We start from the raw sequence: 21,993 nt of genomic DNA, 5'->3' as shown, positions 1-21,993 counted from the left end.
GCATCGCCCTCAACGGTTCAAACGGCAGTATGCTTGAGTCATGCCAACCTGCGATCGCGTCTCCAGAAAACACCCGTTGGCGTTATCGAATCTCATGGTAAAATTCCCCAAACAAACTTAATTCGTATTGGAAATCTAGTTGCTGATGACTTGCGATCGCGAGGATTCCAAGTCCTAGACGTACCCGATGAATTGGAGTTAACCGAAGCGATTGCTTAGATTAACCGCCGCGCCCGCCCTGATGATGTGGCGCTGTATGGGGAAAAGGTTCTGGCAATTCTCCGACGACTCTATCAATTGGCTGGTTTATGTAAACTGTTCTAGTCAACGTTTTCGGCAGCACGTATGGCTACCGCGATCGCCCGCTGCACCGCTACCTCTTTCTCCCCAACAATTACCCCTTCTCCCGCCGTTCGCTGGGCAATAACTCCACAGACACAAGCGGCGGCAAATCCATACACCCCTGCCATTTTAAATAATGTGCCACATTCCATCTCATAATTAAGAATATTCAAGCGACGGTATTCTTTAGTGATACCTTGAAGCCGACGGATTAAATAAGGATTCGCCGAATCGGTGCGTTCTTGCCCTTCATAAAACGTATCCACCGACGCCGTAATCCCTAGATAATGCTCAATCTCTAACTCCCGCGCCGCCTCCACTAATCCCACCGTCAGAAACGGATCAGCCGCCGATGGATATTCAATTGGGGCAATATCATTAGCTGCACCTTGACGACATAATGCCGCACGAGTAATCACAATACTACCCACTGGGACATACTCTTGAATCGAGCCACAAGTCCCCACGCGAATAATTGTCTCAATCCCCAATTGCACCAACTCATTCACCACGATACTCAGAGACGGTGCGCCCATACCACTCGTTGCCGATAAAATCGGGCAATTATTGGACAATTTGCCCAAATAACTCTTTAATCCCCGATTGTCCGAGAGCAGACGCCCATCCTGCAAATAGTCTTGAGCAATCTGAGAAGCGCGTTGCGGATCACCGGATAACAGCGCCAGGGTAGGCGGCGGTGAACCGAGGTCATCTTGCCCAAAGCCAAGGTGATACATAGAGGAACGGGTCATGCATGAGTTGAATAGGTTTGCTGCTTCCATTAAATCAGCCACAAGACCTGCTGCGTTGCGCCAAAAATAGAACGCTTCACTTCACTTGAATTTTCTTCAGATAAAAAATAATTGCACTTTATCAAGTTTTGATGAAGAACCTGTTCTCATGATTTTCAGTACTCAATGAAATCCAGGCTTTTTTCTAACGAGCGTTGTGTTAAGTCTTCATAAAGCCTTTATCAATTACATAAACTTTTCATAAATTCATAATTTTATTTTTTCGCTTTTGTCTTTATGAAAAAATCATAAAATTAAAGCAGTTAAAACGGCTGTAATGACCTCCCAGTAGTAAATACAGCGCCAAAAGTACTCAACAAGCTTAGCTATAAATTTAAAAGATTTAGCAAAGTTGTGTAGTTTAAGTAGACGGTATAACTACGTATATGACACGATTAAATTAATCGATAAATACAAATATTGACGTATATAAAGCCAGAAAAGTTCATCTGATGTAAGCCATCTATTTTGTATCCAGTTCAGCTTTCCCAAGCTGGCTCCCTTCCAACAAGAGTCCTTGTAAACCTTTAGTTTCCAGCAACCATGTTCACTGCAACTGTCCTGAAAACTTTATCGATGGCTACTGCTAGCGCCACTTTAATGACATTGGGAGTCGTTAGTCTTACTTCTTCTAGTGTCCAAGCCACACCTCTGCGGTTGGATTATACGGTTGAAGCTGAAGATGAAGGATGGTTCAAGTATGACTTTGAGCTTTCCGTTGATAACAATGATGGCAGCTATGAACCTGAGCAATCATGGCGTTGGATTGTATTTGGAGATGCTCCTTCTGGTTCATCCAGTCCATTGACCGATTGGATAGGGGATCTAGCCAACTCTTCACCCTGGATTTCTAGCTTCAAAAACACAACGGGAAGTCATAATGGCGTAACTCTATATGGTAGAGATGAGAATTATCCTAACGGTAGCGTCTTAGCATACTGGACACCGACTGGAGTTGATGATTCACTTTTCTGGTCAGGAAAATCAACAGCGAATCTGCAACAGGGAGAATTACTCTTCAGCACTCTTCTAGCCACCAAGCCGGAAACTGGAGCGAATTTTGAGGTTGCTCGCCGCTTGGAATCTGAAACTCTAGCGTTGGAATCAGAAACTCTAGCGAATGATCAGATCCCCCATCAGTTTGAATCCTCAGATCCTCAACCTGTTCCTGAACCTACTTCAGTGTTAGGTCTCCTGGTAATGGCTGTTTTGGGTAGAACTTCTCTGCGGAAGCGTCAAACTTGATAAGTAGTGGTCACGGCAATAGGCAATAAAATAGGGAATGGGTGCATCCCTTACATTGTCCAAGTCGTTCTGAGAAGGGACAAGAGAGACAAAGGAAATAGTTCTGTTAAACGTGTTGACTAAAATAGGTGAGGATAGCTAAAGCGACAAACAGACTCAGCAGTAACCAGCGACGCCGCTTCAAGATTTGATCCAGATATCTGTTCATCGTAACTCCTGTGCTTCTGGTCTAAAAAGTTAGAGTAACACTATTTATGCAGCATTTTACTGGCTCAATTCATGCTTTAAAATCTCAATGGGATAGAGCGATGAAACCGTTTCAAGTTCATCCTCACCTTAGCCAGAACGTATTTATTGAATTAGTTGCTGCTTATTCTAATCCAAAACGATTCTATCACAATCTCAACCATGTCAAACAAGTTTTAACAACAATTGAAGAGATCCGTGAACATAGGCTCGCACCCCAACTTACTACCCTGGATTTCTCGATCATTCGTGTCGCGGCTTGGTTTCACGATATCTTGTATGACCCAAAGTCAGACGACAATGAAGAAAAAAGCGCTAATTACGCAGAATTGGCATTAAACCAATTGAAACTGCCAATTGCACCAATAAGGCGAATCAAAACTCTAATTTTGCAGACTAAAACTCATCAAGCTTCAGCGAATGAACTGGACTGCCAAATTCTCTTAGATGCTGATTTAGCCATTCTGGGTGCAGCCGAGTTAGACTATTATAGTTATGCTTACGCTATTCGACAAGAATATTCCTGGATTCCCGATCAAATTTATCGTCCTAAACGAAAACAGATTTTACAGAACTTTTGCCAACGGGAACGACTCTATTTAACGAATCCGATGTTCAATCAATTCGAGGAACGCGCTAGGCAGAATTTACAGGTAGAAATTTCATTATTATCATCTTAGCTACCCAAATAGCAGATGCCAACCCACAATTGCGATCGCTAAATCGGCAAAAATGTGGCTGATGTAACTTGACCATAAGGTACGATAGGTGAGATAACACCATGACCATACTGCCCCAGCGATGAATACGCCCAAGGAACCTAATAGGACAACGCCCCAATCAGCAGTGTAAGCGGCTAAGGCAATAATGTGATGGAGAGTGAATAGCATCGCCGCCAAGAATACGGCTTTTGTCCCAGATACCAATACCTCACATTTTTTATACACAAACCAACGCCAGATATACTCTTCGATTAGCGCATTAATAAAGGTAAAATACAACGCGCCACTCAGATAAATCTTTGGGCTAGTAATACCTGCTTGCTTTGCCTTAGTCCGGACATCCATCACATCAATCCACTGTTGACCTAACAGCCAATAGGCACTGAGAATAATCCCAAGCATCAACAGTCCTAATACTGTACCTGCTAACAATTCATGTTTTTTCGGTAGGCATAGTCTAAATTTGCCATGATCCACCAAAATAAACCAAACTAGGGGGAGTGCCAATAACCAGACTTTGCACAGGGAAAATATCATCTGTCCTAGAGAACCTGGTGCAATATATAATGCCATGGTTGTCCCTAGGCTGGCAGCAGATACAAGCAGTAGCAACGCCAAAAGTGCTTTTTTACGGGGATGAGTAGTTAGCATTTAACCATTTGTGGCGCTAAGTTTATGTTGTATTCAACGCTAAACGTTTGAATGGAATTCACCGCATAAGAACTGTGCCACTTTTATTAATTGTCAAGAGTTACTGCATCAATTCCTCATCTGAGATAGACTGTATAAATCATTGTGGGATAAGTAGTTAAGGGATAACAGTGTCCTATACATCGCGCCGCGAACCCTCACTCTGATGGCTGAAAAACGAGACAATTTGGTAACTGTCACAACCGTATGCTGATCCTGATGCTAGTTATGATGATGTGAATAACTGCTATAACTCAAAAGCTTCTGGTGGTTATTCGGACTAGATATTAACCGTTATGACACAAAAAACACGCGGCGCGATCGCGGCTGGACATGAGAAAACGGCTGAGGCGGGTAGGGAAATGTTTCGCCTGGGTGGTAATGCGTTTGATGCGGCGGTTGCGGCGATTCTCGCCTCCTTTGTCACGGAACCGGGACTCACCTCAGCAGCGGGAGGCGGTTTCCTCTTAGCCCATACCCAAACGAATCAAAATATTCTCTTTGATTTTTTTAGCCAAACTCCACGTCAAAAACGTCCTGAGAATGAAATTAATTTTTATCCCGTTGATGTTAATTTTGGTGGTGCTATCCAAGAGTTTCATATCGGACTGGGTTCTATGGCGGTTCCCGGAAATATGGCTGGCGTGTTTCACGTTCACCAACGATTAGGTAGTTTACCCTTCCACGTTATAGCCGAACCAGCAATTCACTATGCCAAACATGGGGTTAAATTAAATCGGTTTCAATACTATTGTTTAACCTCGGTTCTGACGCCAATTGTTATGGCGCATCAAAACGGACAAAATGTTTTTATTCTCACCGGGAAACCTATCGAACCCGATGTAACGATAACTATGTCCGTTTTTGCCGATACGTTAGCGTATTTAGCGAAAAAGGGAGTTCGGGAATTTTATCAAGGAGATATTGCTCATCAATTAGTCAGCGATTGCCAGGAATTCGGGGGATATTTAACCTTAGAAGATTTAAAGCATTATCGGGTCATCGAACGGCAACCTTTAACGGTTAATTATCGAGGCAATACATTATTCACCAACCCGCCTCCCAGTTCCGGTGGAACATTGATAGCTTGGGCATTAAAATTATTATCTACCGTTGAGTTAGCGAATCTGGGCTTTGGCAGTGCGCGTCATTTAGAAATTTTGGCACAGGTTATGCAGTTGACAAATACAGCCAGACAGAAGGGATTGAATGATTATTTGTATCAAGAGAATATTGTTGAGCAATTTTTAGCTGATGATTCTATTGCCCAGTATCAACAAGACTTAGCAGAAACGGTAAATAAATGGGGCAGTACCACCCATATTAGTGTTATCGATGAGGCGGGAAATGCTGCCAGTGTTACCACGTCTAACGGGGAAGGGTCGGGTTATGTGATTCCGGGTACAGGGATTATGGTGAATAATATGTTAGGAGAGGAAGACTTAAATCCCCAAGGCTTTCATCAGTGGCAGGAAGATGTGCGGATTTCGTCGATGATGTCTCCCTCGATTGTTTTGCAAAATAATCAGGCGGAAGTTGTTTTAGGGTCAGGGGGTTCTAATCGGATTAGGACAGCTATTTTACAAGTTATTTCTAATATTTTAGATTTTAAGATGACGGTTGAGCAAGCGGTGAATAGTCCGAGAACCCATGGAGAAAATGGTCGGTTTCATGTCGAACCCGGTTTAACTGAAGCGGAAATACTTAATCCATTATTGACAAACCAACAGGTTGTGCGTTGGCGCGAAAAGAATTTGTTTTTTGGCGGAGTTCATACGGTGATGAAAACGTCTGATAGTTTACTTGTCGGTGCTGGCGACAATCGTCGAGATGGTGCGGTGGCTAAGTTGTAGCGGTATGTCATTCCTAATGGCGTGGCACAGCTAAAATGGTGGAATAGATTTGACCATTGAATCGGGCGCACGTCTGTGCGCCCCTACATTTCCGGGCGTAATTCTAATTCAATTTCCCCAATGACTTTACCCGGATTTCTCACCACAATTGTCCAAAGACTTATACAACCTGGATTTACGGTACAATAAGGCTTTCAACACTCTGTCGAAATTTAGGTTCGGTCAAAAATGCTCGAAACATCCTCACTTGTAAAGGTTTCAAGGACTAAGATGGCAAAACTTGTGAGAAATGCGGGAATAAAGCGTGATAAGTTATCCTGTGACAAAGAGCAAATGACTCATGACAACTTACTTATAAAACTTGCCGATATCGCCGCGAACGATTATTTCTACCATATAAACGATGCCATTGTTGAGAACTGCGAATCGCTAACCACAACAGAATCAGCGCAATTAATCCACCTTGTTGAGGCGCATCAAAGGCAAAGATAACCAACGCCACACATAAAACATCTTGACAAAAAACCACCCATAAGGGTAAACCGCGTAAGCGAAAAAACCAGCCAACTTGTACCAATTGCAGGACAAAAGCCAATAATCCACTAACTATCCCAGCAATCCAAATAATTTCTACAGGGGCGTTGGCAAACTGGGCGACAGCAATACCCATAATTGCGCCAACCCCAGGACTAAACAAGAGTTGGATAATTTGCAAGACTCGCTGTCCCAGCAACTTCTTTGAGGCAAATAATTCAAATAACGAGAAGGTGGTCAAAATACCGACTAAAACCGACGGCTGAATGCGAGACAGCAGGGGAATTTCATTCCAGAGGTTATCGCTTTGCAACAAGCCAATCACCAACAACGGCAAAGCAATCCTCATTCCTACGGCTGCTGCTACTGACAGTACGGCTAGGAGTTCAATCATTGTTATCTGATGCCTGAAAGAGAAATCAATTGGTTATACCCCTGTCCTCAGTTTAACGTTTGTAGACAATCCCACATTCTTTTATGCCCTTTCTCCGATAGGATGAAAACTGACCTAAAAACGTAAGCCACCTATGCCAACGGCAGCCTTTTTGCAAGGAATTCTGGGCGCGTCTAGTTTAGCCTTGGGCGCATCAGTGGGAGTCTTTTGGCAACCGAGTCGCCACTTATCCGCGACGATTATGGCATTTGGCAGTGGTACACTACTGTCTGCGATCGCGTTTGAAATCACGATTCCGGTCTATCGTCACAGTGGCTTTGTCCCCCTGTTAATTGGGTTTATGGCAGGAGGGATATTATTTACCGGACTGACATCCTATATCGACCAACATGGCGGATTCTTGCGTAAACCAGCATCCAGTCGCCGCTACCTGGTTGAACATGGTGCTGATCAGGTGACGGATATCCTTAATCGCATCGCCCATATTGAGGTGATCCAAAACCTACCTCCCAAGGAACGGCAGAGAGTTGCCCTGTTTCTCAATCCAATTCACGCCAACCCTGGAGACGTACTCTGTGAAGACGGAACCCCTGGTGACTATTTCTATATGATTGTTGACGGTGAAGCCGAAGTACGAAAGGGTCGAAAACTCCTTGGTACGATGGGACCTGGAGAAGTGTTTGGTGAGATGGCACTCCTGACTGGAGAACCGCGATCTGCCACCGTGGTGGCTCGCACCCAAATGGAATTGTATCAGTTACACCAGGAACATTTCAACACCATGCTAACCTGGTCGCCCCATCTGGCTTGGTCACTGAGTCGCGCCTTAGCCCGACGACTGCAAGTCGCGACGGAATCACGCATGGTTGTGGAACATCGTTTAGATCGGTGGCGACAGCAAGTTATGAATCAAGTTGACCTGGATCTGTTACTCCGGGACGATCAAGTTACCTTAGAAAATTTGGTGAAACAGTCTACACCGTTTGCTATTCTGGTGGGTACATTAATTGATAATATCCCAGAAGCGGCGGTGATTGGCATGAATTCCGGCAATAGCGATTTGGGCTGGTCTTTTTTATTGGCGGTATTTATTTCTAATTTTCCAGAAGCTTTATCCAGCGCCACGGGAATGAAACAAGCGGGAACGAAAACGAGTCAGATTTTAGGATTATGGATAGGTGTTGTGATTCTCAGTGGTTTATGTGCCATTGCGGGTTATTTTTTACAAAATAATACATCTGAGGTCGTTGTCGCGATCGCACAGGCTATTTCTGGTGGCGCAATCTTAGCCATGGTTGCGAGTACAATGATGCCGGAAGCTTATGAACTGGGAGGCAGTTCCGTGGTTTTCTCCACAATTTTAGGATTCCTGATTGGGTTTTTGATCTCATCAGGTCATTTACTATAGGTAGGGACAGTTAAAGTTAACGGTGGTGATCGTCATTCGTCCTTTGTAAGGGTTTGAGGGTTGTTTACATAACTTCATAAGGTTGAGTTTATTTCCACCAACCTACTTAGAATACTGTTGATCAATTGAGCGATCGCACGATTACCCTTGCTTATCCAGACATGCCAATATCTCGGCGGTTTGTGAGGGTGTCACCAAGGTATTCGCGCAAAGAATACCCGAACCCGCCACAGCCGGAACCCCAATTCCTGGCATTGTACTATCCCCCACCCGATACAATCCTGGAATCGGTGTGTGACAACTGGGAAACATAGCTTTACCCGCCGCGATCGCGGGACCATAAGTGCCTTGATAGCGACGTAAATAATAGGAATGGGTTAACGGTGTTCCAATCAGTTCTAAGGTAATCCGTTCTCGAATATCTGGAATCACCCGTTCTAGCGCCCGGAATAAAGATTGCGATCGCGCTTTTTTCTTCTCCTTATAGTTATCATCACGCTGCCAACCATTGTAGGGTTCTAAGGTATAGGCATGAATTACATGATGATCCGTTGGGGCGAGATTAGCATCCCACACTGAAGGAATGGAAATCATGCAAGTATTACCGGGTTCGGTAATATCCCGATTAGCATCGTGAACCACAACATGATGTCCTGTCAACCCTTCTAATCCCTCCGCCCGAATCCCTAAATGTAGGTGCATAAAACTCTCGACGGCTGGGGTTTCTAGGGACTGTTTCCGGTACGCTGTCGGTAAATCTTCTGGGCGCAATAATTGGCTGTAGGTATCCCAAATTGTGGCATTAGAAATCACCACTGGCGCGTTTACCACCTCTCCCCGTTGCAATCGTACCCCAACCGCTTTCCCATTTTCGACTACAATTTGGTCAACATGGGCATTTAGGCGCAACTCACCCCCCCAGCGTTCTAACCCGCGCACCAACGCCTCCACAATCGCCCGACTTCCCCCTACAGGATACTCCACACCCGCACGAGAACGTTCCCCTAACATAAAGGCTACCTCAGGCGCGATCGTTCCCTGTGCTTTTAATCCCGATAACAGAAAGCATTCCACATCAATCAGCCGCCGCACCCAGGGATCACGCACGGTTTCATCCATGACTTTACCCACAGAATTCTGGACAAGTCCCAGATGGGGCAGTAATTTTAAGAGTGAGGGTAAATAACGTCCCACTAAAACTGGAATCACCTGCCAATCGGATCGTAATGCAATTGTCGGAATCTCTCGCAACCCTTCATAGAGAGAAAGTAGGCGTTTTTCAAATTGGGCTAATTCCTGCGCCCCTTGAGGTGTAATCTCCGCCACGGCTTCTCGATACCGTTGGGTGTCACTGTACACAGGTAACGTGGCTTCGGGAAAATGGTAATGTCCGAGGGGGTCATAAGGAACGGTTTGTAACGACTCGCCCAGGACATCCAAAACTTGCCGTAATGGATTTAAACTGGGGCGTTGCTGACTTAATCCACAATAAAACGAAGGACCCGAATCAAACTCAAACCCCTGTCTGTGGAAACTATGCGCCGCACCGCCGGGAATAGCATGGCTTTCACAAACTAGCACCCGTTTCCCATAACGGGCGAGTAAAGCACCCGCCGTCAATCCACCAATTCCGCTACCAATAACAATGACATCTAGATTCATCAGTTTAGGCGATTACACAACCGTGAGGGCGTTCTCTAAAACAGGATATAGGTGCTGCTGTAGTTTAGCCTCATTTCCAGGATAGGCTGGAAGCGCCTCAATTTCTCCTCCAGAATATGACTTGTAGGAACCAGGGTAAAGAATCGCCGCATATTACACAACTTTATTCCCCGTTTTATTGTGGATGGTGTCATGATAGGTATGCATTTTTGGGTTTTCCGTATACACTTAGACTACATGAAATAAGTCTTAAGAGATCGCAAAATGCCAAGTCAAAATATAGATTCAATTAAAACTATCTTCCAAAGCCGTCTCACGACTCTCGAACACCTCCTCAAGTCAGCTCAGACTCATTTCAGTGATAGTGAGTCGTTTCTTCAGAAGCGTATTGCGACTGATATGCTTCCCTTCGGTACACAGGTTGCTTTCACCTGCAATCAACCACGAAACTTTGCTTTATGGTGTAACGGCAAACCGATGGATAATCTAGATCCAGACGTCACATTTCTTGCACAAGCATACGAACATATAACGAATACCAAGGGACTTCTTTCGGGCGTTAACGTCGAAGATGAAAAGCTAAGTGAGTTGACGCGCATTGATCTCGACCAGGGTCTTTATATAGAAATGTCTGGTCGCGCCTACGTGAACGACTTTTTAATTCCAAACTTCTATTTCCATCTGGTTACGGCTTACGACATTCTTCGCATGGCTGGTGTACCCATTGGCAAACGGGATTACATGATGCACTTAGTTCCATTTCTCAAGAAAGCGTGAAGCCTAACTATTCAAATGCAGCGGGCGATCGCGCCGTAATCTCTGAGTCCCTGTAACCGTTACCCGCTCTAGGTTGCTGACGCCTGACATCTGTACCAATGCGATCGATTGTGTCGGTTTCTGTTGCAATTCCCAAACCTTTAGTACAATCAAATATTCATAAAATGCTTGCAACGTACACCAGGCAAATCCCGCTTTACCATCTAAAATCCCCCCCAAAAAGAAATACATATAAAACCAGCGTAGCAAGGGACGAAAAGGCAAACGTAAGGATAAATCTTTCAGAGCGCGACGGCGTTTAACTTCCGTGCGTCCCCAGAAGATATTTCGCCAATTGACAGTATGATTTTCTAACTGATGCTGGGTTTCTCTGGCTTCATCGGTTGAGTAACGATTGTGCTTTTCTATCCAGCGGCTGAACCCTTTGGAACAGGTAAAATGGGGATAGGTTTGTCTCAGAAACCCCGTGGTTCCCTGGCAAATTTCTCGTTCCGTATGACCATAATCGGTAAACCAAACTTTGTGCTTGTCTAAGAGGCGCAATTGATAGCGAGGATATTGGGTACTGTGGCGAATCCAATGGTTCATAAACATAACTTGTTCCGCCACGTAATAACCGACGTGTTCTGAGTTTTTAATCGCCGCCAAACACTCTGCAAACAGGGTGGGAGTCATCCGTTCATCAGCTTCCAGGATATAAACCCAGTCATACTTAGTCGGGATATGACGCAACATCCAAGTGCGCTGTTTACCGTGAGATTCAAAGGGATGCTGAACCAGGCGGACAGGATAGCGTTTGGTGATGTTTACGGTGGCGTCACTGCTGTAGGAGTCTACGACAATCACATCATCGGATAGTTGTGCTGACTCAATGGCTTCAGCAATATCCAGTTCTTCGTTGTGGGTGAGGATAAAAATGGAAAACATCAAAGGCTTAAATGTGCTAATAAAACTATCAATGATGATCTAGCCCCACTAGAGCAGTGGGGCTAGAATAGAAACAACACTTACATCAAACTAGCTCTAACCACCAAGAGCCTGCTTATCTTGGAAGAGATTAGCGTTGAGTGAGCAAGTGCATCAAATTAGGCTTTATTGGCACGACGTCGCTGCACTATTGCACCAATGCTTAAGGAACCGATCGCAAGTAGTCCACTGACTGTACCGGGTTCAGGAACAGATTCATGGGTGAATGTTTGATCGACGAATGAAATATTCGCTTGAGCCGGTGTCACAAAGGCAGCTAATCCAATATCTTTGCTGACAAATAGTTTTGACACTGGCGAATCAAACGTTATTTCGTCCACAAATACGGGTGGAGGATTCGTTACGTTGATTTGCCCAACGATATTGTCAAACATATCCGTGAATTGCTCAGTAACACCTGTGACAAAACCTCCGTCTGGATTGCCATCACCGTTGAAAGCCAACTTAGCGCCAGAGAACAATTTGCCAGGATCTACGCCTTCGAGAGTGTACTCGACTAGCACATCAATGAGAGATGTGTTAATAGCTGAGAAGATCGATTGCAGCCGAAAACCTGTAAAATCTCCATCAACGATTGATATGACTTCAATATCATCACAGGTGAAAGGAGTAGCAAGTCCAGCACCACCCGTAACAATATTACAGGTATCGAACGTAAATTTCTTTTCACCAACAATGAAATTATCGCCGCTATCGACTAGCTCTCCTAACGTAATTGCTTGAGCTGGAGTTGCCACCCATCCCATAACAGCAGTAGCGGTAGCTGCACAAGCGACAGCCAAAGTGGTGTGACGGTTCATACGTAAATTTTCCTCGTACTATTAGAATTTGACACAGATGTACGGATTGAGTTAGTATGAGCCAGTAAGTAAAAAAAATAACCCAAAAACTGGCAGCTATACAAGAAATCCTGAATACCTGTAAATCTTCAGCAGGTATTGAACAGCATTGCTTGAGTCAGGGAGTAACCTGACATCATAGCCTGCCGCTTTTCTCTTGATAGAAACTAACTTTTCACCGATATAGACAACTTTATATTGTTTTTATTTTTCTGGCAAGAGGTTTGCTAAATCTTTACATAATCTTCATGAAATAAATACCTGTTTTTCGGAAAAAGCAGTGTAAAATTAGTAACCTCAAAATTCAGCGTTGCCAGGACGCTTGACTGGCGTATCTCAAGCAGCTTCTGCGGTAACCAGCCGAGGGCATATAGCACCAACCTATAGCCAGTCTAGTTCACACTGATTTTTACCTGTTCTTAATCAAATCCCTCATTCTTACGTAGATCTACGTAAGAATGAGTCAGGTGATCCCTAAGCCTCGTCACAATCTCCTGCTTAGGAATACTTAGTTAATGAAGAAATTATTTCAGCAAGCCACCTAGTAATTTTGGCTTATTAGTGCAAACAGCTTGACTTTAAAGCACTTTTACTTTAAAGAGCGTGCCATGGATGTAGCGCGGTTTTAACCCGCTACGAAACAACTGCTTAGAATCGTCGCGGGAGAAGTCAAAAGTTCTTGGAGGCTGGGTAGAGCGATAGCGACACCCAACACCCTAACTCGTTGGCGTTGGGTTACTCTACCCTTCGGGAACTCCTAGTGCAGCGTGGCAGAAATAACTAACCAGTTAATAAGCTCCCTAAAAGCAGCTACCATAGGTTCCTTATAGCCTTTTGCCCTTTGCCTTCGGACTTCTTTCTGCCTTCTTGTACTAGGCGAGTACGAGAAGGCGAGAGCCTACGTTCCAAGAACCCAACCTGCAAAGGTGACATGTTCCCATTACGACTGAGGGATGCGATCGTATTTTTCACCAATGAACCGAGCTGTATTTAGCTTCTTTGTTACTGTAAGAAAGAATAGCTGAGAATAGGAAAGAACAAATGAGCCTTCAGTTATCGATTCCTGACTCCGTACTCCGTGCAATTCGCTTACCTGAACAAAGGATTGAGCAAGAATTATTATGTGAGTTGGCGGTTGCCCTTTATACTGAAAAACTCCTATCCTTCGGTAAGGCTAGAGAACTCGCACAGATGGATCAGTATGAATTTGGTCAGTTACTGGCTCAACGACAAGTCTTGCGTCACTACGGTGCTGAAAAACTAGAGGATAATTTACGCTATGCCCCTATAGAACAATACATCGCTAATCCTGAATTTAGTAATTTTTGATAAATAACTCATGACCTTTTGCCGCCGTTTTCTTTTTGTAATTATTCATGCCATACTGCAACTCCCATTCAATGATTTTAGCAAAACTAAATAGGTCTCGAATTTCAGGTGAATCATCATAAGTAATCAACCATCTGTGCTGACAATTCTTCATAATATTAGCAAATCGCTGATGGTCGAAGGAGGTGTGTAAGTGACCTTTAACACCGTATAATTTAGATTTTTTTGCTTGATAGTAAGGAGGATCAAGGAAGATAAATACATTGTTGCCATCTGGCTCAATGAGTTGTTCATAATCTCCATGGGTAATCGTCACTGATGCAAGACACGGCGCTACATGGATCAGTCTCTCTATCGATGATTCTGTAAATCTCTGTTCAAAGGCTTTCTGAGAATACCCTCCTGAATCTACTGTTCCGGAAAAGGTAATTCTATTCAATATAAAAAAACGTGCAGCCAGTTCTAATTCAGATAACTTATGATTTTTGACCGTGAGCCAATTATATAGCTGCCTACCTTCTGGATAGGTAACTTGCATATTGCGGATAGTTTCAATGAGTTTATGATTGTTTTCTTTGGCAATTTTCCAGAAGCAGCATAAATCATAATTTAAATCATTAATCCAGTAATGTATAGGAAATAAAGCTCTACTGGCTTTTACTTTTAAAAATACTGAACCCCCACCGACAAATGGCTCTCTAAATTCTTGGATATCCCAAGGAATATAGGGCAATATTTTGTCTAATGCCTTTGATTTACCGCCCGGATATCGAAGAGGACTTTTGCTCATTTTAACTAGATGAATCAATCAGGATAGATAGTTTAGGATTAACCGTACACTCTTGAGCGAGTTTCATAATAGTTCTTACTTGCACAGGACTAAATCGATTGCTTTGGCAAAATTCGTGGATAACATCATTAGTCGTTGGCAGTGATAAGGAACCGATGATATGTCCCGTTATTTTTAGACACACGAGGAAGTTAATTTCAGAATCATCAATCAAGAGTTTTTCTAGGTTGGCAAACAAGATAAGTTTAAATAATCCATCTTTAATATCTGCTAGAGTAGGCAATTTTTTGCGACTATTTTTTGATTCTTGTAGAATGTACGTATTATCCTCTTGATAAACTTCATCGACTGTGAGATAATACTGTCCGCCTAAATAATTGGAAATTTCAAATATTCCCTTATCTCCGTCTGCTAAATATTCCAACTCATGCCTGGTTAGGACTTCTCGTTGAGCAGCTTTGAGAGATTTTGGCAGGGTATAATCTTTGAACTTTTCTAGACTGAAATCGTTGTTCACATTAAACTGTTCCAGGACAGCCAGTTGATTATTTTGGCTTCGCACTGGAACGCCTTGATTTTGCGAGATCACTTGATACCGATTGACAGCGGTTCTATAGATATCGTTAAAGTCATTTTGAAAATGAGTCGTGTTCCAGTGTAACGCTGTTAATTGATAGTTAGCTATTTCGTTAATTTTTTCTCTAACGTAAGCAGGATTGAATTTTTGTTTGGTTAGCTTATCTGAGTTTGCCTTGACATTTTCCGCATTTTCATACCAAGCCAAGATAATGTAGACATTTAACAAACTCATCCAAGAAAAGGTAATAAAGTTAATCCGATCATGATCACCAGCCAGTCCTTCATCCTTAATAATTGGAATTATTGTAACTTTTTTAGTATTTAAGTAATAGGTATTGTAGATTCTGGCAAAAGGATAAGACCGAGTTCTTTTAGGAGAAACCCATTTTGAGAAGGCTAATGTATTCTCTGGACTATCTAATTCGATGATACCAGAAGAGGAGGCTGTGTTAATGTCAAATGAATTAAGCGGATAAACTTTCAGTTTAGAACGGAACTGGGGATTATACCGAATATCCCGAATAAATCCTTTAAAATATAAGGATGTCATGATTAAACCTTAGGCTTCCGGTGTCATTAATTTGAACAAAATCGGCGGAAATCCCCATCCGTTTTTATCGGTTATTTACCGCCGTCTTTCCTGTAACTTGCGATAAATATCCCGCACATCAACCTGGTGATGCGCCAACGCTACCAAGGTGTGATAAAACAAATCCGCCGCTTCTGAGGCGATCGCATCTTTCTCATCATCCTTACACGCCATGACTACCTCGGCGGCTTCTTCACCAATCTTTTTAAGAATCTTATTATCCCCACCATTAAATAGCTTACAGGTATAGGATTCAGGGGTAGGATTATTCCGGCGATCGCAAATCACCTCAAACACCTGAGACAAGGTATCGGCTGGCGGTGCAGCTTTTATCCCATCCACCTGATGAAAACAACTCCGTTCCCCCGTATGACAGGCAATATCCCCCACCTGTTCCACACCAATCAGCAGCGTATCACTATCACAGTCATACCGGAGCGATCGCACATATTGCAAATGACCCGATGTTGCGCCTTTGTGCCATAATTCCTGACGCGATCGACTCCAGAACCAGGTTTCCCCCGTGTCCAAGGTTTTCTGCAACGATTCCCGATTCATCCACGCCATCATCAATACCGTACCATCCAGATAATCCTGGACAATAGCGGGGACAAGCCCCTGATCGTTATAACGGATTTTCTCAACCGGAATCGCTTGGCTAGAAGTAGAGGATACAGTCGATGACATAATGCAGTAACGAAAGCGAGCAATAATAACTAACTTACCAGTGTTCGCCAAGAACATGGATTTTTATGAAGCCTTTTAGCCGCCATAACCCCATTAATATCCCGTAGGGTGGGCAATATGCCCACCCACCTTAAATTCATCAACGGCGAAATCGTCGTAGTGCGTTTAGCGAAGCCATGCCGCAGGCTTTGCATCTTGCTCGCTACTCACACCCAATTTGCTCGCTACTCATACCCAATTTAAATGCATGACAGCTTATCTTGCCCTATACATTATCCGGATCAATCCCTAATTCTCGCAACCGTTGCGCCAATTGCTGGGCGCGTTCCTCAGCAGCAAGTACCTGTTCTTCGGCTAATTGTGCGCGTTGGGCTTCCTGCTGGGCGCGTTCTTCAGCTAATCGAGCAAGTTGGGCTTCCTGCTGGGCGCGTTCTTCGGCGGCGATTGCCCGTTGTTCAGCAAATACAGCCTGTTCATTATCCGTAGGAATCAACTCGCCTGAAGGGGTCATCCATCGCAACCAACGTCCGTTAATCTCCCGAAACCGTCCTGACCATAATCCTAAGCTTAACCCTAATTCGGGTATGACCAACCGATTATCGGTTAAATTCACCCGTTGATACTTCCCCTCAACTAAATGAAAGATTTGCAGTTCCAAGGTATAGCGGCTAAAAATCACATAGTACGGTACCCGCAAAATCTTTTCATAAACCTGCCATTTTGTCGGTGGACTTCCGGCTTGGGGTATTGTCCGTCCAAAATCCTCATCTTCCGTCCCCGGAGATAATAACTCCACTACCACAAAAGGACTAATTTGCTCTTGCCAAATCACATAACTTAAACGCAACTCTCGCTGTTCATACAAGCGAGGAATTCCGACAACGCCAAACCAATCGGGACGCTTGTACCAGTGAGTATGATTAACATCATAATAAAGATTCAAATCGCAGGCAGAAAACACCTCCTCCCAATTCCAATTCGTTGGTTGAAAGGTTAAAAGGAGTAGCAGGGGTTGAAAAAAGTGAAACTCATCAGGCAATCCAGGGTCCTCCGGATTATCACTGGGTAAATCATACATGGTCGGCAAAGTTTGCCGGGGAGAATCTGGGGGATTGGATTGGGTGGGCAGACGAATCATGATCAGAGGTATTGATTACTGTGAAATCTATTCCATCATTTTAGCGGCGTTACAGCGTTTTCAGGCTCGATGTGATACACCGTTTTAGCAAAAACGCCGGAAGACCCACGCCGTCCTGAAAGGCGGCGCTGGGATGGATAGGCGGTTAAAGAAGAGGGTTCGACATCCTCTTCTTTCACATTTGGTTACATGCTGTCCGCGAATTTATTGCTTAAGAACTTTAATATTCTTGTAACAGCGCTACATTAAAATAACTAGATCTGTAGCGTTTCTTTTTGACTATAATGTGGTAGAATATAAGATATGAAAAAATCCTACCAGTATCGCCTTTATCCCAGTACCAAGCAAAAGCTCTCCCTCAATCAAGGATTGAGGGTTTGTCGCTATTGGTACAACAGAATGCTGGGCGAACGAATGGATTGGTGGGAGCAGAACCGATGTTCGGTTAATTCCTGTCCCCTGATTTGTCACCTTCCAGAACTTAAGGAACGTCCCAATTATTACAACCAGAAAAACCAACTCCCTTCTATTAAGAAAGATTTGGCGTTGGTTAAGTGGTCAGGGGAACTCCTAGACTTCAGTGATATCTATTCGACTATTTTGCAGGATGTCTGTAAGCGAGTTGATAAGGCGTTTGAACGGTACATCAAAGGAGACAAGAAGGGAAAACGCTCTGGTAAACCCCGGTTCAAAAGCGAGTCTCGCTACCGAACAATGGTATTTGACGGGGTAAAGAACGAGTGGTTGAAGTTCTGTACGGTCAACGGTCGTTGGCTTTACCTAAGACTACCTAAGATTGGGCTGGTCAAGGTTAGAACTCATCGCCCAATACCAGACGGGTTTAACCTCAAGCAAATCAGCGTCACCAAGAAGCCTGACGGCTGGTACGCATCATTTATCTTGGATAACCCGTCTGTTCCAGATTTCACCCCAGACAAGATAATCCCAACTTGGGATAACTCGATGGGGCTTGATGCTGTTCTACACGAGGATGTATATCTTGCCACCTCTGAAGGTGAAAGCCTACCCTCTCTTAAGCCCTTAAGGAAAAACCTCAACAGGTTAGGCAGATTGCAGACCAAGCGAAACGCTAAAAAGAAAGGGTCTCGCCGTCGCCGTAAACTAGCCAAAAGAGAAGCAAAGTTTCACCAACGCATTGCTAGAAGTCGTCAAGACTTCCAATATAAGACCGCGCACAAATTGGTGCGAAGCGGCAAGAAGGTGTTTTTCTGTGAGGATTTAAACCTCAAAGGTTTAACCAAGCGCAATGCACCCAAGCAGGATGATGACGGGAAATATCTTCCTAATGGTCAGTCGGCTAAGTCCGGACTGAACAAGTCCTGGTTGGATGCTGCATTCGGACAATTCTTCTCAACTCTGAGTTACATAGCTGCAAAAGCTGGAGCTGTGGTTGTTGAAAAGAATCCTGCTTATACTTCCCAAATCCTCTGTTACCGAGATGAGTTCGTGTTTACGGACTGCTCGATTCGAGAGTATTGGGATGAACTGTTAAAAATCTGGGTTGATAGAGATATTAATGCTGCTATCAACCTAAAACGTGTAGGGCTGGACGTGTTCCCTACGATAAAACGCCGTAGAGGGAATCCAGTAGTAGTAACTTCTACTACTAATAGTACCTCAAAGGAAGTTCTGACCGCTTTATTTAAGGCTTCAGTTGCCCACGCTGTCCGGTAACGGCAGCGCTGGGTACGTCACAAGATGCTGTATCCGAGCCGTATTGGGATTTACGCTGGCTCTACTGTTCAACCTCCATCTGTAGGGGGAAAGTTTAGGTTAAGCTAGTATCATAGTCAACAGAAAACAGAGATTCACTGATCATAATGATTGCTCAATTACTCAAGAAGAAATTCAAATGACCAATGACAAATGACCAATGACCAATAACTTACCAGGTTGGATCACTGTAAAGATTAATCGTAAGCTGTTCCTGACCCGGTGGTACAGCCGAGATACAGGCACAAATCGTTTCTCCGTCGTTAATCTCAACCTCGCAAGCATGACAGGAACCCATCAGACATCCTGTGGGAATGAAAACACCAGCACGTTGAGCCACTTGCAGTAAGGGTTCTCCTACTTCTGCATTAATGGTGACATCATCGGGTAAAAATCGAATGGTAACACTCATGAACAGATTTTAGTGATTAACTCACGCCAAGTTAGGAATAATAGTACTTAAATCTAAATGAGCCTCGACGCTATCGGCTAAGGAATTCAAAACCACTTCGCGCTGCTCTCGATAGTCCGGAATACCCGTTGGCAAAGACGCAAGTCCACGTTGATGTCGCAGTTGATTCAACCACGCCCGTCGCCAGGGACCATTATCAAATAAACCATGGAGATAGGTTCCCCAAATGGACTGAGTGATATCGACTAACCCTAAACCGGGGTCATCAAACAGGGGTTGATAGGCAGACTTATTATCCGTAGTTTCTGAGTCAATCAACCGAGAACGCCCTTGATGGATTTCGTAACCCGAAACAGGTAAACCGACTTGAGGATAGTTGGAGGTGACTAGGCGCTGACGTGCCACTTTTCTGGCGGTCATTATGGTTTTGATCGGTAATAATCCTAATCCTTGATATTGTCCCGGTTCATCTTCAATACCATCGGGATCAAGCAGGGTTTGACCCAGCATTTGAAACCCCCCACAAATCCCTAACACTGTACCCCCCGCAGCGGCATAGTTTTTAATCTCTTCGAGCATGCCTGTTTTGTGCAACACGAGCAAATCGCTAATGGTGGTTTTTGTCCCTGGCAAAATCAGGGCGTCGGGATATCCCAGGGATTGATTCGGTGTTAAATATTTAACGTTAACCGTTGATTCCGCTTCGAGGGCATCAAAGTCGGTAAAGTTAGAGATGCGAGGGAAACGAATGACCGCCACCGTTAATTCACTATCCCGTTTTCTCTTATTGTAGCGATCCAGTAATGCCAAAGAGTCTTCGGCGGGAAAGATCTCATTAATCCAGGGAATCACCCCAATGACAGGAATTCCGGTGCGTTCTTCGAGCCAAGTAATTCCCGATTCTAAGAGCGATCGCTGTCCTCTAAATTTATTAATCACCACGCCCTTAATTAAAGCTCGCTCATCCGGTTCCAAGAGTTCCAGAGTCCCCACAACATGGGCAAATGCGCCACCGCGATCAATATCTACCACGAGTAACGTCGGCGCATTTAAATGCTTCGCTACCCGCATATTGGTTAAGTCACGGTGCTTCAAATTAATTTCCGCCGGACTTCCTGCACCCTCGCACACGACAAAATCAAACTCATGACTCAAACGCTTTAGGGACTCTTGAATCGCTTGCCAACCGCGATCAAAGTACTGTTCATAATAATCCGCCGCGCCGACTTTACCTGCCACTTGACCCATGAGAATGACTTGAGAGGTCATATCCCCTTGGGGTTTGAGTAAAATCGGGTTCATTTCGACACAAGGCGTCACATCAGCCGCCCAAGCTTGAACCGCTTGAGCATGTCCAATTTCGCCGCCATTGGGGGTGACATAAGCGTTGAGCGCCATATTTTGTCCCTTAAACGGAGCCACACGCCAACCGCGCCGGGAAAGAATACGACACAAGGCGGTAGTAATAAAGGATTTTCCTGCGTGGGAGGTTGTTCCCACCACCATCAGCGATTTCATAAAGCGGGTTAAGAGTTATCGGGTAATCAGAACGAATAGAAGCAACCCTCAGACTATGCACTTAGATTGAATGTCACTGACTTAAGCGTTTGTAGTGAGCGATGCGAGCGCTTGAGGCACGCTTCGTGCCGACTACGAACTCATATTATTTCAGTGCTATTCCACTTAGATTGGCAATCGCAACCAACGGTTCCAGGCGTGAGCGATGCGATCGCACAGGGATGGCGGGGGCAATGACTCGCCTCGGCTTGCCCATTTTTCCACCAGTTGACGACCCAAGGGTGTGAGACGAAAACTGTCGGTAATACCTTGACCATCAACTTCTCGCCGCAACACGCCGACTTGAATCAACCACATTAAATCACGTTCGGCTGCCAACTCGGATAAGGGACTTTTAGTATAGCCCTGTTCTATCCCTTTTTGCGTCGCGATCGCCAGCAGGGAAACGCTGGTCAAACGCATCTCCTTATACAAGGTTAACTGGAAAGGCAAACAGCGCAAAGCTTGTTCAGCGCGTTTAACTGTTCGCTCTGGATAGTGAACCGACTGGGCTTTTTCAGAGGAAATGGAAGTCATCGTGATTCGCTGCTGGATACCTCCTCCATGTTGTGTATGGGCAGGGTAGTTGACTGCAACTGGATTAGCGTAATCCGTGAGAAGCCCCACACCATTGATCTGGCGCTGGGATTCTTCGCCAGTGAATTGATAAAATGTCTGTCACGCTTCT

General features: G+C 44.4%; 21 protein-coding genes. 8 read left to right on the top strand and 13 right to left on the bottom strand.

All coding sequences use genetic code 11. From position 1 onward, the window contains the following. Positions 1-33 precede the first annotated feature (33 nt). Positions 34-219, top strand: a complete 186-nt coding sequence (locus RID53_RS08060; protein ID WP_446387617.1) for a hypothetical protein — start codon at positions 34-36, stop codon at positions 217-219. 101 nt (positions 220-320) lie between these two features. Here RID53_RS08060 and RID53_RS08055 read toward each other — a convergent pair whose 3' ends face one another. Next, positions 321-1,094 (bottom strand): nucleoside phosphorylase, encoded by a 774-nt coding sequence (locus tag RID53_RS08055; protein WP_446387616.1) that lies wholly within the window; start codon positions 1,092-1,094, stop codon positions 321-323. 582 nt (positions 1,095-1,676) lie between these two features. Between RID53_RS08055 and RID53_RS08050 the strand changes: the two genes are divergently transcribed. Both RID53_RS08050 and RID53_RS08045 read left to right on the top strand, forming a co-directional pair. Continuing rightward, positions 1,677-2,378, top strand: a complete 702-nt coding sequence (locus tag RID53_RS08050; RefSeq protein ID WP_446387615.1) for a PEP-CTERM sorting domain-containing protein — start codon at positions 1,677-1,679, stop codon at positions 2,376-2,378. 254 nt (positions 2,379-2,632) lie between these two features. Further along, positions 2,633-3,304 (top strand): HD domain-containing protein, encoded by a 672-nt coding sequence (locus RID53_RS08045; protein ID WP_446387614.1) that lies wholly within the window; start codon positions 2,633-2,635, stop codon positions 3,302-3,304. On the opposite strand, the gene RID53_RS08040 is transcribed toward RID53_RS08045, so the two are convergent. Beyond that, on the bottom strand, positions 3,305-3,997 hold the full coding sequence (locus RID53_RS08040; protein WP_446387613.1) for a CPBP family intramembrane glutamic endopeptidase: 693 nt from the start codon (positions 3,995-3,997) through the stop codon (positions 3,305-3,307). Positions 3,998-4,332: 335 nt separating this feature from the next. On the opposite strand from RID53_RS08040, the gene ggt reads away from it, so the two are divergent. Then, complete coding sequence (ggt, locus tag RID53_RS08035; protein ID WP_446387612.1) at positions 4,333-5,889, top strand: gamma-glutamyltransferase; 1,557 nt, start codon at positions 4,333-4,335, stop codon at positions 5,887-5,889. 352 nt (positions 5,890-6,241) lie between these two features. Here ggt and RID53_RS08030 read toward each other — a convergent pair whose 3' ends face one another. Then, complete coding sequence (locus RID53_RS08030) at positions 6,242-6,817, bottom strand: DUF4126 domain-containing protein (RefSeq protein WP_446387611.1); 576 nt, start codon at positions 6,815-6,817, stop codon at positions 6,242-6,244. 133 nt (positions 6,818-6,950) lie between these two features. Between RID53_RS08030 and RID53_RS08025 the strand changes: the two genes are divergently transcribed. Next, on the top strand, positions 6,951-8,225 hold the full coding sequence (locus tag RID53_RS08025; RefSeq protein ID WP_446387610.1) for a cyclic nucleotide-binding domain-containing protein: 1,275 nt from the start codon (positions 6,951-6,953) through the stop codon (positions 8,223-8,225). Positions 8,226-8,366: 141 nt separating this feature from the next. Here RID53_RS08025 and RID53_RS08020 read toward each other — a convergent pair whose 3' ends face one another. Further along, on the bottom strand, positions 8,367-9,887 hold the full coding sequence (locus RID53_RS08020) for a phytoene desaturase family protein (protein WP_446387609.1): 1,521 nt from the start codon (positions 9,885-9,887) through the stop codon (positions 8,367-8,369). A 264-nt stretch (positions 9,888-10,151) separates the two neighbouring features. Here RID53_RS08020 and RID53_RS08015 point away from each other — a divergent pair, with 264 nt between their 5' ends. Next, positions 10,152-10,664, top strand: coding sequence for a DUF1993 domain-containing protein (locus tag RID53_RS08015; RefSeq protein ID WP_446387608.1), 513 nt, complete (start codon positions 10,152-10,154; stop codon positions 10,662-10,664). Positions 10,665-10,667: 3 nt separating this feature from the next. Here RID53_RS08015 and RID53_RS08010 read toward each other — a convergent pair whose 3' ends face one another. Together RID53_RS08010 and RID53_RS08005 are read right to left on the bottom strand one after the other, a co-directional pair. Beyond that, positions 10,668-11,591, bottom strand: a complete 924-nt coding sequence (locus tag RID53_RS08010; protein ID WP_446387643.1) for a glycosyltransferase family 2 protein — start codon at positions 11,589-11,591, stop codon at positions 10,668-10,670. 158 nt (positions 11,592-11,749) lie between these two features. After that, positions 11,750-12,451: a PEP-CTERM sorting domain-containing protein gene (locus tag RID53_RS08005; RefSeq protein WP_446387607.1), complete on the bottom strand. Its 702-nt coding sequence runs from the start codon at positions 12,449-12,451 to the stop codon at positions 11,750-11,752. A 1,080-nt stretch (positions 12,452-13,531) separates the two neighbouring features. Here RID53_RS08005 and RID53_RS08000 point away from each other — a divergent pair. Further along, a complete protein-coding gene (locus RID53_RS08000; protein WP_446387606.1) occupies positions 13,532-13,819 on the top strand; it encodes a UPF0175 family protein in 288 nt (95 codons plus the stop codon). Here RID53_RS08000 and RID53_RS07995 read toward each other — a convergent pair. From RID53_RS07995 to RID53_RS07980, 4 genes are all read right to left on the bottom strand, one after another. Further along, positions 13,806-14,609, bottom strand: coding sequence for a DNA adenine methylase (locus RID53_RS07995; protein ID WP_446387605.1), 804 nt, complete (start codon positions 14,607-14,609; stop codon positions 13,806-13,808). The genes RID53_RS08000 and RID53_RS07995 overlap by 14 nt on opposite strands. 1 nt (position 14,610) lies before the next feature. Continuing rightward, positions 14,611-15,738, bottom strand: a complete 1,128-nt coding sequence (locus RID53_RS07990; RefSeq protein WP_446387604.1) for a hypothetical protein — start codon at positions 15,736-15,738, stop codon at positions 14,611-14,613. A 75-nt stretch (positions 15,739-15,813) separates the two neighbouring features. Beyond that, positions 15,814-16,464: a bifunctional phosphoribosyl-AMP cyclohydrolase/phosphoribosyl-ATP diphosphatase HisIE gene (hisIE, locus tag RID53_RS07985; RefSeq protein ID WP_446387603.1), complete on the bottom strand. Its 651-nt coding sequence runs from the start codon at positions 16,462-16,464 to the stop codon at positions 15,814-15,816. A gap of 265 nt (positions 16,465-16,729) precedes the next feature. Further along, complete coding sequence (locus RID53_RS07980) at positions 16,730-17,602, bottom strand: Uma2 family endonuclease (protein WP_446387602.1); 873 nt, start codon at positions 17,600-17,602, stop codon at positions 16,730-16,732. 303 nt (positions 17,603-17,905) lie between these two features. On the opposite strand from RID53_RS07980, the gene RID53_RS07975 reads away from it, so the two are divergent. Next, positions 17,906-19,297, top strand: coding sequence for an RNA-guided endonuclease InsQ/TnpB family protein (locus RID53_RS07975; protein ID WP_446387601.1), 1,392 nt, complete (start codon positions 17,906-17,908; stop codon positions 19,295-19,297). Between the two features lie 211 nt (positions 19,298-19,508). On the opposite strand, the gene RID53_RS07970 is transcribed toward RID53_RS07975, so the two are convergent. From RID53_RS07970 to RID53_RS07960, 3 genes are all read right to left on the bottom strand, one after another. Then, on the bottom strand, positions 19,509-19,748 hold the full coding sequence (locus RID53_RS07970; protein ID WP_446370240.1) for a 2Fe-2S iron-sulfur cluster-binding protein: 240 nt from the start codon (positions 19,746-19,748) through the stop codon (positions 19,509-19,511). Positions 19,749-19,769: 21 nt separating this feature from the next. Beyond that, positions 19,770-21,266 carry a cobyric acid synthase CobQ gene (gene cobQ / locus RID53_RS07965; protein ID WP_446387600.1) on the bottom strand — a complete coding sequence of 499 codons (1,497 nt, stop codon included), beginning with the start codon at positions 21,264-21,266 and terminating at the stop codon, positions 19,770-19,772. A gap of 165 nt (positions 21,267-21,431) precedes the next feature. Beyond that, positions 21,432-21,842, bottom strand: a complete 411-nt coding sequence (locus RID53_RS07960; RefSeq protein WP_446387599.1) for an Npun_F0494 family protein — start codon at positions 21,840-21,842, stop codon at positions 21,432-21,434. Positions 21,843-21,993: the final 151 nt, after the last annotated feature.

The organism is Coleofasciculus sp. B1-GNL1-01 (assembly GCF_040220235.1).
GTDB lineage: Bacteria > Cyanobacteriota > Cyanobacteriia > Cyanobacteriales > Coleofasciculaceae > Coleofasciculus.
Note: the sequence above shows the minus strand (reverse complement) of the source record. Positions and strands in the feature narration are given on the sequence as shown.